Annotated in this window: 9 protein-coding genes; 8 read left to right on the plus strand and 1 reads right to left on the minus strand. The window is 59.2% G+C overall.

Annotated elements, in window-relative coordinates; translation table 11 throughout:
- On the plus strand, positions 1 to 137 hold a 137-nt coding region (locus ACR0J5_RS14990), incomplete at its 5' end, for a universal stress protein (protein ID WP_480655223.1).
- A gap of 82 nt (positions 138 to 219) precedes the next feature.
- Positions 220 to 1968 carry a gamma-glutamyltransferase gene (gene ggt / locus ACR0J5_RS14995; RefSeq protein WP_480654718.1) on the plus strand — a complete coding sequence of 583 codons (1749 nt, stop codon included), beginning with the start codon at positions 220 to 222 and terminating at the stop codon, positions 1966 to 1968.
- 109 nt (positions 1969 to 2077) lie between these two features.
- On the opposite strand, the gene ACR0J5_RS15000 is transcribed toward ggt, so the two are convergent.
- Entirely contained in the window at positions 2078 to 6016 is a 3939-nt protein-coding gene (locus tag ACR0J5_RS15000) for a beta strand repeat-containing protein (RefSeq protein WP_480654720.1), read from the minus strand.
- Between the two features lie 540 nt (positions 6017 to 6556).
- Here ACR0J5_RS15000 and ACR0J5_RS15005 point away from each other — a divergent pair.
- From ACR0J5_RS15005 to ACR0J5_RS15030, 6 genes are all read left to right on the plus strand, one after another.
- On the plus strand, positions 6557 to 7183 hold the full coding sequence (locus tag ACR0J5_RS15005; protein WP_480654722.1) for a helix-turn-helix domain-containing protein: 627 nt from the start codon (positions 6557 to 6559) through the stop codon (positions 7181 to 7183).
- 174 nt (positions 7184 to 7357) lie between these two features.
- Positions 7358 to 8281: a class II glutamine amidotransferase gene (locus ACR0J5_RS15010; protein WP_480654723.1), complete on the plus strand. Its 924-nt coding sequence runs from the start codon at positions 7358 to 7360 to the stop codon at positions 8279 to 8281.
- Position 8282: 1 nt separating this feature from the next.
- Entirely contained in the window at positions 8283 to 8966 is a 684-nt protein-coding gene (locus ACR0J5_RS15015; protein ID WP_480654725.1) for a protein GlxC, read from the plus strand.
- Between the two features lie 20 nt (positions 8967 to 8986).
- Complete coding sequence (locus tag ACR0J5_RS15020) at positions 8987 to 10315, plus strand: FMN-binding glutamate synthase family protein (RefSeq protein ID WP_480655225.1); 1329 nt, start codon at positions 8987 to 8989, stop codon at positions 10313 to 10315.
- A 71-nt stretch (positions 10316 to 10386) separates the two neighbouring features.
- Positions 10387 to 11715 (plus strand): type III glutamate--ammonia ligase, encoded by a 1329-nt coding sequence (gene glnT / locus ACR0J5_RS15025; protein ID WP_480654727.1) that lies wholly within the window; start codon positions 10387 to 10389, stop codon positions 11713 to 11715.
- A 414-nt stretch (positions 11716 to 12129) separates the two neighbouring features.
- Positions 12130 to 13281: a hypothetical protein gene (locus ACR0J5_RS15030; RefSeq protein ID WP_480654729.1), complete on the plus strand. Its 1152-nt coding sequence runs from the start codon at positions 12130 to 12132 to the stop codon at positions 13279 to 13281.
- Positions 13282 to 13358: the final 77 nt, after the last annotated feature.

The following is a 13358-nucleotide window of genomic DNA, read 5'->3' on the forward strand; positions in this document are numbered from 1 at the left end:
TCAAAACCGCCGACAACGCCGACTCAGACCTCATCGTCATCGGAGCCCACAAACCAGACCTCAAAGACTACCTCCTCGGCCCAAACGCCGCCAGAGTCGTCAGACACTCAACTGCATCCGTATACGTGGTTCGCTGACGCCCGCATGAGGAAAATGTGACCAAAGTATCAGTGTAAACAGTTTCTCAGAAAATCCCGTCATCAATCGGAGGACTTAATGATGAGGACAATATTAAGAACCAGCGTCGCGCTGGCCCTTGGGGTCATTGCGGGCTCGGCCAGCGCGCAGGACCCTGCGCCGGAATACGGGTACGGATGGGAAGACAAGGACTCCGTCACTGGAACTGAGTTCATGGTCTCAGCCGCCAACCCGATTGCCGCCAAGGCAGGCTATGACGTGCTGGCCGCAGGCGGTACTGCAGCGGATGCGATGATCGCTGTGCAACTGATGCTGAACCTGGTCGAGCCGCAATCCTCGGGCATCGGTGGCGGCGCGTTCCTGCTGTACTGGGATGCGGAATCCAAAACGCTGACCACCTTTGACGCGCGCGAGAAAGCGCCCGCCAAGGCCACGCCAGAACGGTTCCTGAACGCCGAAGGTGAGAAGATCCCGTTTGCCGAGGCGATCTCGGGCGGGCAGGCCGTGGGTGTGCCGGGCATCCTGCGTCTGATGGAAGTGACCCATAACCTCTATGGCAAGAAAGACTGGGCCTCGCTGTTCCAATCGACCATCGAACAGGCCGAGAACGGGTTCGAAGTGTCGCCGCGTATGGCAAACTCGATCCAGTCGACCATTGACCGTGAACGTTATCTGGACGTCTTCCCCGGTGCCAAGGAATATTTCTTCAACGAAGATGGCAGCCCGCTGGCCGAAGGCACCCTGCTGAAGAATCCCGATTTCGCCGAGACTCTGCGTATTCTGGCCGATCAGGGCGCGAACGCCTTCTATCACGGCCCGATCGCTGAGGATATCGTTGCTGCGGCGGACTCCACCTCGAAAGTGGAAAACAACATCACGCTGGAAGACATGGCCGCCTATCGCGTCAAGGTTCGCCCCGCCGTTTGTGCCGATTATCGCGGCTATGACGTCTGCGGCATGGGTCCGCCGACCTCGGGGGGGCTGACCGTTGGGCAGATTCTGGGCATCCTGAACAACTTTGACCTCAAAGGCATCGGCTGGAACGCTGAGCTGGCGCACCTCTACGCCGAGGCCGCCAAGCTGGCCTATGCTGACCGCGCGCTGTATATGGCTGACAGCGATTTCGTTGACGTCCCGGTCAAAGGTCTGCTGGACAAGGATTACCTGAAACTGCGTTCGGAAATGATCGACCCGGCAGCCGCCAGTGAAAAGCGCTCGGCAGGTGAGCCGCCGCGCGATCACACCGCGCTGTTTGCTCCGTCGCAGAACCCCGATCGCCCCGGCACCAGCCATATCGTGATCCGCGATCAGTACGGCAACGCGCTGTCGATGACCACGACCATCGAGACCTTCTTTGGCAGCCGTGTCTTCGTTCGGGGCTTCCTGCTGAACAACGAGCTGACCGACTTTGACCGCGCGCCCAAGGATGGCGACCGTCTGGTGGCGAACCGGGTCGAAGGTGGCAAGCGTCCGCGCAGCTCGATGTCGCCGACCATCGTGATGAAGGATGGTGAGCCCTATCTGCTGATCGGTTCGCCCGGCGGCAGCCGCATCATCAACTATGTGGCCAAGACCATCATCGCGATCCTTGATTGGGACATGGACCCGCAGGACGCCATCGAGACCGGCCATTTCGTGCACCGCAACGGATCGAGCATGGATGTGGAACAGGAAACTTCTGCTGCTGATTTCGTTGAGGCGTTGACGGCCAAGGGTCATGAGGTCAAGACGGTTGACCTGAACTCGGGCCTGCATGCAATCCTGATCAAGGATGGACAGCTGATCGGGGCCGCCGACCCACGCCGCGAAGGTGTGGCTTTGGGGCAGTAACGCAACAGAACTGAATAGCGGTGGCCCAAAACGGGCCAGTCAAAAAAAAGGGCCCGGGCAGATGATTGCCCGGGCCTAAATTGTTTGGTTCAGTTGGATTTATCCCAGATCAGAAAGACCATCTGAGCCCGGCTTGAAAATTCGGCCCCTGAGCGTCGTCGCCAATCTCCTGCTCGGCATTCGCTTCGAACTGCAGGTTGGTGACCAGCTCATGTTCGTACCCCAGCAGAATGCTGGCACCATTGAAGTCGGTCGAGGCGAAGGTCAGCGTCTGAGTGGTATCGAACAGTGAAACCGTCGCATCGCTATCCCCCAGACCCCGGCGCAGAACGCCAGCCACCTGGCCGATCAGGATGCCTCCGTTGCCCAATGCCTTTTCAGCTTCAAGCCCCAGACGTGCCTCGATCACCTCTGTGGTGCTGTCGCCCACAGTTGCATTGGCCGAAGATCCGGTTTCCGTATAGCCGTCGTCTTCTTGGCGGGTGTAGCGCAGATCACCGAAGGCCAGCAGGTCAAAGGCGTTGCTGGCTTCGAAGGACCGTTCGACCCCCAGATAGGCCGTCAGCAGGGTGCTATCATAGTCAGCATCCGCATCATTGCTGCCCACAATCTCGCGCGACCGATCAGTCGACAACCAGCCATACCCCAGACCGGCCTCAACCGTGTAGGCCCCGAACTGGCGTCCGATCGCGGCGTCCAGGTAAACCCCGTCCGTGTCGAAATCGGTGGTGTCCGTATCACCATCGGCGCGGAAGACACCCAGACCGATCGCCACGGCCAAACCGCTGTCGAGTTGGCCGGAATAGCCGACCGATCCGTTCACGCTGTTCACATCCGTATCGCTGCCGGGCACGTTTTCGAACCGGCGCGAGGCGAGATCAACCGCGGCATAGGGGCGGAACCCGCCAAAGGTCAGGCCCGAAACACGGCCGGTTGTTGCGTTACGCGTGACCTGACCCTGCGCGTCATAGCCAAGCGCACCGGTCGAACCGCTCAGAAGGTTGCCATAATAGGCCACGACGTCAGACGATATCAGAACGTCCGAGGCGACCACGCTGGCATAGACCGGGGCGGAACCGCCTTCGTCCTGCACAAACCAGCCGGAATTCGGGTCTGAGGTTGTGGTGACAAAGGCGCCTTCACCGGGGTCCGCATCCTCAAACGAGAAGATCGCGCTTTGACCGGCCGCGTCCAGATTGACGTTGTGATCTTCGACGCGGATCAACCCTTCGACCTGGTCCGACGTGACCAGGTTCAGCGTGCCTGTTCCTGTTCCCAGGAAGATCGCATAGGCATTACCCGTATCCGAGGTGGCCGAGATTTGCCCGACATTGGTGATCTCGCCATCGAAGTTCTCGAAATACAGGCCATAGGCCTCAGATTCCAGCGCCCCCGAAGCCGTTGCGGTGATCGTACCGGTGTTCGAGAATGTGCCCTGCATATCCTCAACCCATACACCGGCAGCGCTGGCGGCGGCTTCGGTTGTGCCCATGTTGATCCGGGCCTCTGCCGACAGCGTTCCGCAGTTGGTCAGATCGCCGGAATAGGCTCCGCGAATATAAACCGCATGGGCCGAGGCATCGCTTTCGCTGGTTGCTGTTGCGGAGACTTCGCCACTATTCTGGATCACCGCATCAGTATCGTCGCGCAGATAGATGGCACGGGATTCAGCGTTGTCATCGGTTGCAACGCTGGTGGCCGTCACAACGCCCGAGTTTGACAGCGTACCGTCCAAAGTGGACGAAAGGAAAATGCCATAAGCATAGGCCGAAGCCGTATCCAGATTGTTGGCTGTAGCATCAATCGTGCCGCTGTTGGTGATATTGCCGGTCACCTCACCACTGCTGTAGAACCCATAGGCTTCGGCAGAACTGGTATTGTCGGTCGCGACCGCGGTGATCGAGCCAGAGTTGTTGAAGTCGCCTTCCAGACCGGACGTGACATAAACACCAGCTGCAGTCGCTTCGCTAAAGCCTATGGCGTTGGCCGAAATCGAGCCGCTGTTCGTGATGTCTCCGGTTGTTCCACCGCTGATATAGATCGCGTAGGCTTCGGCCTCTTCGGTTTGGTCGGTTGCGACCGCAGAGATGGTACCTGAGTTAAGGAAGTTGCCCTCAAGCCCGCTGGAGATTTCAAAACCCGACACCGTCGCCGAAGAATACCCATGACCTTCGGCATGAATCGTACCGGAATTGGTTACGTTCCCGACGACACCGCCGCTGATGTCGACACCGTAGGCTTCGGCCTCTTCCGTCTGATCCGTCGCGATAGCTGTGATGGTTCCCGAGTTGTTGAAGTCGCCTTCCAGACCACCTGAGATGTCAAAACCTGCAACGGTGGCCGAGGAATAACCATGACCTTCCGCGTGGATCGTGCCTGTGTTGGTGATGTTCCCTTCGATGCCACCGCTGATATCAAACCCATAGGCTTCGACCTCTTCGGTCTGATCTGTTGCGATCACCGTGATGGTGCCCGAGTTGAGGAAATCACCTTCAAGCCCGCCCGAGATGTCGAACCCGGCAACCGTGGCCTCGGAAAAACCGTTGCCCTCAACCCGGATCGTGCCGGTGTTGGTAATGTTCCCGGTCATACCTCCGCGCACTTCCAGCGCGTAAGCTTCAACCTCGTCATCTTCTTGATCCGTGGCGGTAACCGAAATTGTGCCGCTATTGACAAAATCGCCGGTCAACCCATCGCGGATTTCAAACGCGATGGCATCGGCCGAGGACGCACCTTGGGCGTTCAGAGTAATCGTGCCGCTGTTGACAATATCGCCGGTCATCTCGCCGCTGACATACAGGGCGTAAGCCTCAGCCGAGTCGTCGGTCGAAGTTGCAGTGCCCGTTATGGTGCCCGAGTTTTCGAAACTGCCGTTCAGATCGCCCGACAAATAATAGGCCCCGGCAGAAGCCGAAGCAGAGGCAATGCCAGTTGCGACAATGGTGCCGGAATTGGTGATATTGCCCGTCGTATCGCCTTCGACATAGACGGCTGCAGCGTCCGCGCTGCCGGATGTGCCCTGCGCAATGGCCGTGATGGTGCCTGAATTGTCGAGGTTGCCTGTCAGGTTCCCTTCAACATGCACAGCCCAGGCTGTCGCAGAGGTTGTGGCATTTCCAGCGACCGTGATCTGTCCGCTGTTGGTAATGTCGCCAGCCACATCGCCCCCAACCTGCAGGCCAAGCGCGATGCCTGTCGGGCCGTTGTCCGACGTGTTTGCCTGGATCGTGCCCGAGTTATCAAAGCCTCCGATCAGGTTCCCCCGCACCTGCAGCCCAGCGGCCAGCAAGGTTGACGCATTGCTGGCGCTGGCGCTGATTGTGCCTGAATTCGAAAGCCCGGACACTGCGTTGCCTCTGACCGAGATACCGATGGCCGACGCCGTGCTGCCACCCGGACCGGTGGCGGCAACGGTGATTGTGCCCGCATTGGTGATCAAGCCATTTGCGTTGCCGTCCACCCGGATCCCCATGGACTCGGCCGAGCTGGTTGCAGCGCTTGTGCGCACGCTGATCGCGCCCGTGTTCGAGATCACGCCGCTGGTTGTCAGGTTGCGCCCGATGCGAATGCCCGATGCGCTGGCCGGGCCAGAGGTTCCGGTGGACTGAAGGTCGATCTGACCCGAATTGTCGATCAGACCCCCAGCGTCGACGGTAACGTTGATACCGCGCACATCGGCTGGACTTCCAGCCGTCACATCGACCGACATGACGTTGTTGTTGCGCAGAACTCCGGCCGCTCCCAGAACAGTCAATTCCAGGGCGGTTGGTTCAGTACGGTCGGACCCTGTGACCGAGATCGTTCCGTCATTGGTGAAAGTGCCGGTATAGTCAAAGCGACCGGACACAAATGTGGGGTCAAGCGTCGCCGCGGGCCCGTTGGGATCGCCCGTCGTCAGTACAATCGCGCCGGTTGACGTGATCGTGTCCACATCATTTGAAATAAATGTCTCTGGTACGTTCACCGTTGTCGAAATCGTCTCGGCCCCAGCCATCCCCGCGCTAAGCGCGGCCACCGAAATCGACGCCAGAAAAACCGACGGTGCCATACTTGCCACCCGGCCTTTCCATTTTACAACACGACCCCCACGCGCAACACGTTCCCGTGTGCGCTCAGCTGCGCAACCCCTCATCCTTGTCGTCCTCTTGTTGGGATATATTCCGTAACTTTTTGTTAACTATTACGTGAGGTCAAAGCTGGGCGTAAATGTGGCAGAGAGTTAAAATAGGTGAAGATATAGTGGTATTGCATTCAGAACACACAATATAATATCACTCTGATACTTTTGGCACGACAGACAGAGTTAAGAAAAACGGCTACCCGAGGACGGCAGCTCTGAGCATTGTTCAATCCCCCTTATGCCTGTGATCGGTACAGCGGGGCGGCCAGCAAACCGTTTGTTCAAAGCGTACATTTAACCAAGCCCGCACCCTTGCACTGACCGGAAAAACAATTCACCCCCGGTGATGCAAATAAGCTATGCTCGCCTTACCTGGGACCTGAAGCAACCCGCCCCCTGCCGAACGGGCGCGAACACCTGTAGCAAAGCCGACGAGAGATGACAGCCAAACGACAGATCACCGCAGCCATGACAAAATTGACCCAGGACCCCCACTCAATCCGGTCGGGTGAGAGAGAGAAAGTACTGGAAGTCGCCATTGGTCGCGAAGTCCGTGCCTTTCGCAAGCAGCAAAACACCACGGTGGCAGAGCTTGCACAGGTCACGGGTTTGTCGATCGGAATGCTGTCCAAAATCGAAAACGGCAACACCTCGCCGTCGCTGACAACTCTGCAATTGCTGGCTGACGCGCTTTCGGTGCCTCTGACCAGCTTTTTTCGCGGGTTCGAAGAACACCGCGAGGCCGTGCACACAAAAGCCGGAGAAGGGGTCGAGCAGGAACGTGAAGGCACACGTGCGAACCATCAATACAACCTCTTGGGCCATATTGGTGCCAATGGGTCAGGCGTGATCGTAGAACCTTATCTGATCACGCTGACGGCACAGTCCGACATCTTTCCCACGTTCCAGCATGGCGGGATTGAAACGATTTACATGCTGGAGGGCGCGGTGGATTATCGTCACGGTGACCACGTTTATGCGCTTGAGCCGGGTGACACTTTGTTCTTTGACGCGGATGCGCCGCATGGGCCCGAGCGTCTTGTGACCCTGCCGGCGCGATACCTGTCGGTGATCAGTTACCCCCAGACAAACTGAGCGGCTGCAGCCCGTGGATTTAACCCGAACAGCCAGCTCTGCAAAAGAGCGGGTGCCCAAAGTTTGGGCAAATATTGCCCATTAGGAAAATAACTTTCCTATAATTATTGAAGCCCTTCAGTTTTGCCGCTAGCGTAGAATCACAACGAAACACGCAAGGAGACACTGCCTGCCATGTGCGGAATTGTCGGACTATTCCTGAAGGACCAGTCACTGTCACCCAAACTCGGTGATATGCTGACGGATATGCTGATCACCATGACCGACCGCGGCCCCGACAGTGCTGGCATCGCGATTTATGGCGATCCGACGCAGGGCGCTACGAAGGTCACTGTTCAATCTGCAAACCCCGAACAGGACTTTGCCGGTCTGGCGGATGAGCTGGGCCAGCGTTTGGGCGCAACCGTGACCCAGGCGATCAATGACACCCATGCGGTACTGGATGTTCCCGGCACACAGTTCGACGCCGCGCGCGCCGCACTGGCCGAGATCCGCCCCTCGGTCCGGATCATGAGCCGGGGTGAGAGCCTCGAGATTTACAAAGAGGTCGGCCTGCCCAAGGACGTGGCCGCACGGTTCAACCTCAATGGCATGACCGGCACCCATGGGATTGGCCACACGCGGATGGCGACGGAATCGGCTGTGACCACGATGGGCGCGCACCCGTTCAATACCGGGGATGACCAGTGTCTGGTGCACAATGGCTCGCTGTCGAACCATAACTCTCTGCGCCGTAAGCTGCGCCGCGAAGGGGTACATATTCAGACCGAGAACGATACCGAGGTGGGTGCCGCCTATCTGACCTGGAAGATGATGAACGGTGCGTCCTTGGGTGAGGCGCTGGAAAGCAGCCTTGAGGATCTGGATGGGTTCTTTACCTTTGTTGTTGGCACCAAAGACGGGTTCGGCGTGGTCCGTGATCCGATTGCCTGCAAGCCGGCGGTGATGGCGGAAACCGACCAATATGTGGCTTTCGGCAGCGAATACCGCGCGCTGGTGAACCTGCCCGGCATCGAAGACGCCCGCGTGTGGGAGCCGGAACCCGCTACGGTGTATTTCTGGTCGCACAACGACTCTCCCAACAAAAAGGCCGCCTGATATGCAGACATATGATCTTGAGGCAGACGGCCTTCGCGGGTTGAATGCGACCCTGCAGGAGCAAAGCAAAGAGACCAACCAGACCAGCTGGCAGGTTGTCAACCCAAAGGGCAGCCATGCCATCGCCGTCGGTCTGGACGCGCCGATTGAGGTGACGGTGAAGGGTTCAACCGGCTATTACTGCGCGGGGATGAACCAGCAGGCGACGGTAAAGGTAGAAGGCTCGGTCGGGCCGGGTGTGGCCGAGAACATGATGTCCGGTCAGGTCATCGTCGACGGTGATGCCAGCCAATATGCTGGGGCCACGGGTCATGGCGGGCTGTTGGTCATCAAGGGCAATGCCAGCTCGCGCTGTGGCATCTCGATGAAGGGGATCGACATCGTGGTGCATGGCAATATCGGCCATATGTCCGCCTTCATGGCGCAGGCAGGCAATCTGGTGGTCTGCGGCGATGCGGGCGATGCGCTGGGGGACTCGCTTTACGAGGCGCGGCTGTTCGTGCGCGGCTCAGTCAAAAGCCTGGGTGCCGACTGCATCGAAAAGGACATGCGGCCCGAGCATCTGGAGATACTCAAGGACCTGCTGGAGCGCGCGGGCGCAGATGCCAAGCCCAAAGAGTTCAAACGTTATGGCTCGGCCCGGCAGCTTTACAACTTCGACGTCGACAACTCGGCCGCTTACTAAGGATAAAGGGTATGAAAGATATGGACGATCAGACCCCCCGCACCGTGCCGATCCAATCGGCGACCTTTTCCAACCCGATCAACGCGGAAATCCGTCGCGCGGCAGCCACCGGCATCTACGACATCCGCGGTGGTGGCGCGAAACGCAAGGTGCCGCATTTTGACGATCTGCTGTTTCTTGGGGCATCTGTCTCGCGCTATCCGCTGGAAGGCTATCGCGAACGCTGTGACACATCAGTGACGTTGGGCACGCGCTTTGCCAAGAACCCAATCCAGCTGGACATCCCGATCACCATCGCGGGCATGAGTTTTGGCGCGCTGTCCGGCCCCGCGAAAGAGGCTTTGGGTCGCGGCGCATCGGCGGCCGGTACCTCGACCACCACCGGTGACGGCGGCATGACGCCCGAGGAACGCGGCCATTCCAGCAAGCTGGTCTATCAGTATCTGCCGTCGCGCTATGGCATGAACCCCAACGACCTGCGCAAGGCCGACGCGATTGAGATCGTGGTGGGGCAGGGCGCAAAGCCCGGCGGAGGGGGCATGTTGCTGGGTCAGAAGATCAGCGACCGCGTGGCCGAGATGCGGACCCTGCCCAAGGGGATCGACCAGCGCTCGGCCTGTCGTCACCCGGACTGGACCGGTCCGGATGATCTGGAGATCAAAATCCTCGAACTGCGCGAGATCACCAACTGGCAGGTGCCGATCTACGTCAAGGTCGGCGCGACGCGGCCCTATTACGACACTGCTTTGGCGGTGAAGGCCGGGGCCGATGTGGTGGTGATGGACGGCATGCAGGGCGGCACGGCGGCCACGCAGGATGTGTTCATCGAACATGTGGGCATTCCGACGCTGGCCTGTATCCGCCCCGCCGTACAGGCGCTACAGGATCTGGGCGTGCATCGCGAGGTGCAGCTTGTGATCTCGGGCGGTATTCGGACCGGCGCAGATGTGGCCAAGGCCATGGCGCTTGGCGCGGATGCGGTGGCCATCGGCACGGCGGCGCTGATCGCGCTGGGGGACAATGACCCGAAATGGGAAGCCGAGTATCAAAAGCTGGGCACCACAACCGGCGCGTATGACGACTGGCACGAAGGGCTGGACCCGGCAGGTATCACCACGCAAGACCCGGACCTGGCCGCGCGGCTGGACCCGGTCGATGCCGGGCGCCGTTTGCGCAACTATCTGAAGGTCATGACGCTTGAGGCGCAGACCATCGCGCGCGCCTGCGGGCATAACCACCTGCACAACCTCGAACCCGAGGACCTGTGCGCCCTGACGATGGAGGCCGCCGCCATGGCGCGCGTGCCTCTTGCAGGCACCGACTGGTATCCGGGCAAAGCCGGGTTCTGACATAAGCGGGCGCAACCCTGACCGGGGTTGCGCCCTTTCTTTTTGGTTCAACAGGGAAAGGAAAGCCGACCATGACGACAGATCTGGCAGCTTTCGCCAAAGAAAACGGCGTAAAATACTTCATGATTTCGTTCACCGATCTGTTCGGTGGACAGCGGGCCAAACTGGTGCCCGCGCAGGCGATCGCGGACATGCAGGAAGAGGGCGCGGGCTTTGCCGGCTTTGCAACTTATCTGGACATGACACCCGCGCACCCGGACATGCTGGCGGTGCCGGACCCGTCCTCGGTGATCCAACTGCCATGGAAGCCCGAGGTCGCCTGGGTTGCCGCCAATTGCGTGATGGAGGGCGAAGACGTCGCCCAAGCCCCGCGCAACGTGTTGCGTCGTCTGATCGATGAGGCCGCCGCCGAGGGCCTCCATGTCAAAACCGGGATCGAAGCTGAATTCTTCCTTCTCACCCCCGACGGCGAGCAAATCAGCGACCCGTTCGATACGGCTGAAAAGCCCTGTTACGACCAGCAGGCGGTGATGCGCCGCTATGACGTGGTGCGCGAGATTTGCGACTATATGCTGGAACTGGGCTGGGGGCCGTATCAGAACGACCACGAGGACGCCAATGGCCAGTTCGAAATGAACTGGGAGTTTGACGACGTTCTGAAAACCGCCGACAAGCACTCGTTTTTCAAGTTCATGACCAAATCGGTCGCTGAAAAGCACGGCTTTCGCGCCACCTTCATGCCCAAGCCGGTCGAGGGGCTGACGGGCAATGGCTGCCACGCTCATATCTCGGTCTGGGATGCGCCGGGGGCAGATGCCAAGACCAATGTCTTCGCCGGTGACGGCGACGGTCCGACCGGAGAGGTCGGCTTGGGCGAACAGGGCAAGCATTTCCTTGGCGGAATCATGAAACATGCCAGCGCTCTGGCGGCGATCACCAACCCGACCGTGAACAGCTATAAACGTATCAACGCCCCGCGCACCATGTCGGGCGCGACCTGGGCACCGAACACGGTGACATGGACCGGCAACAACCGCACCCACATGGTCCGCGTCCCCGGACCGGGCCGGTTTGAACTGCGGCTGGCGGACGGGGCAACCAACCCTTACCTGTTGCAGGCAGTCATCATCGCCGCAGGTCTGTCCGGCATCCGCAGCAAAGCCGACCCTGGCAAACGCTATGACATCGACATGTATGCCGAAGGCCACACCATCACAGATGCGCCCAAGCTGCCGCTGAACATGCTGGACGGTCTGCGCGAATTTGACAAAGACTCTGAGCTGAAAGAGATGATGGGGCAGGCGTTCTCATCCGCATTCCTCAAGATGAAGCATCAGGAATGGAACTCCTTCGTAAGCCATTTCTCGCGCTGGGAAAAAGAGCACACGCTGGATATCTGAGCGGGTGTGATGAAGACCGAAAGACCGCAGCGAATTCTGCGGTCTTTTTATTTTGCTGCATGCTAAGCAGCCTGATGGGACGTAGTTCCGAACGCATGGTCATCGACAATGAAGCGGGGGTATAGTCCTGTGATCCTTGCGTGGGATTGAAATGCCCGATGGAACACTCGCCGTCGATTTGATCCACAAACACGCCATCTAATTGGGGCGTTTTCCCAGCAATCTGCACACGTGTGACTTCATCAATTCGGAAGTAGTGTATCCTGAGCTCATGGACCGGGAACGCATCGATGCGTAGTAAAACGAAGGTAAGCTGGGCTTGATGGACCACGCCGCAAGCCTGTCGGGACAAGCGGCCAACAGCGCAACATGTGGGGGGCTATTAGGCGGTTCCCAGGCACGGTGCCTGTCCTGGTGTCCAACTACCGCTTCCATACGGATCGCATAATCGGCATGAATGAAGGTCTGACAGCAAAGGGAACTACACGGATGGATTGGGTTCAGGCAGAAACACAGGCAGGCAGGGTAAGCTTGGATCCGGCGGTCGGCAACCTGCGCGATTTGTCGTTTGACTTCGGGCATCGCCAAATTGCGCCGCTGCACACGGCCCACTGGGTCGGTGGCGATCTGCCCGACGACATGCCGCAGGTGGACCGAAACCTGTCGGGTGACTTCCTGTGCGCCCCGTTTGGACTGTCTGACGTCGAACCTTCCCCTTTGCATGGTTGGAGCGCGAACAGCCCTTGGACAGTTAATCGGGCGGACCCTGACGGGTTTGAGTTGACGCTGGACAAGCCGATCATGGGGGCGTCACTGACGAAATCCCTCAAACTGGCGCAAGATGCCCCCATTCTGTACCAAACGCACGTATTACAGGGTGGCCATAGCGCTCTGACTTTGGCGCATCACCCCATGGTCCGTATCCGCACACGCGGCTGGCTGTCAGTGTCACCCAAATCCGCAACCTTGACGCCGGACACCCCATTGGTGGAGGGGCGTAACGCACTTATGTGCCCCGCGCGGGTTGAAGGGTTCAACCCGGTGCCCGCGACAGAGGGCGGGACGATTGACCTGTCCGAACTGCCAATCGCAGAAGGGTGTGAGGATTTTGTGACGCTGGTCGAACAGCCCCGGGCCACACTTGGCTGGAGCACTGTTATCCGCGAAACCGAGGATGACCTTGTTTTTGTCCTCAAAGACCCGCGCGTGTTGCCTGTGACCATGTTGTGGCACTCGAATGGTGGTCGCACGGATTGGCCGTGGGATGGAAAAAATACCGGCGTTCTGGGCATTGAAGACGGATGCGCCGCCGGGTCTGCGGGTCATCAGGGGGCCCTGGCTGCGAACCCGGTGTCGCGAGAGGGGGTGCCGACGGCCATTCCGCTTGGCGCGACGGTCGTCATTCGGCACGTTATTGGGGCTGTACCTCGCCCGGACGGTTGGACACATGTAACGGATATTCATGTCGCAGGCTCCGAACTGGTTATATGCAACGCCACAGGTGAAATTCGGCTACCTTTTGATCCGGATTTCTTTGCCGCGACATCCGATAGAGGCACAGGGTGATCCACTTGGGGATACCGGGCACTAAGAACTTAAGATGCAAGATTGCGCATTCTGGGTTAAATCTGGTCCGGCCAGTT

Source organism: Ruegeria sp. BE1 (assembly GCF_056538885.1).

Excerpts from the sequence above, each read along its gene's own strand:
- ggt (WP_480654718.1), top strand. The coding sequence starts at position 220 with ATGAGGACAATATTAAGAACCAGCGTCGCGCTGGCCCTTGGGGTCATT.
- ACR0J5_RS15000 (WP_480654720.1), bottom strand. The coding sequence starts at position 6,016 with ATGGCACCGTCGGTTTTTCTGGCGTCGATTTCGGTGGCCGCGCTTAGC.
- ACR0J5_RS15005 (WP_480654722.1), top strand. The coding sequence starts at position 6,557 with ATGACAAAATTGACCCAGGACCCCCACTCAATCCGGTCGGGTGAGAGA.
- ACR0J5_RS15010 (WP_480654723.1), top strand. The coding sequence starts at position 7,358 with ATGTGCGGAATTGTCGGACTATTCCTGAAGGACCAGTCACTGTCACCC.
- ACR0J5_RS15015 (WP_480654725.1), top strand. The coding sequence starts at position 8,283 with ATGCAGACATATGATCTTGAGGCAGACGGCCTTCGCGGGTTGAATGCG.
- ACR0J5_RS15020 (WP_480655225.1), top strand. The coding sequence starts at position 8,987 with ATGGACGATCAGACCCCCCGCACCGTGCCGATCCAATCGGCGACCTTT.
- glnT (WP_480654727.1), top strand. The coding sequence starts at position 10,387 with ATGACGACAGATCTGGCAGCTTTCGCCAAAGAAAACGGCGTAAAATAC.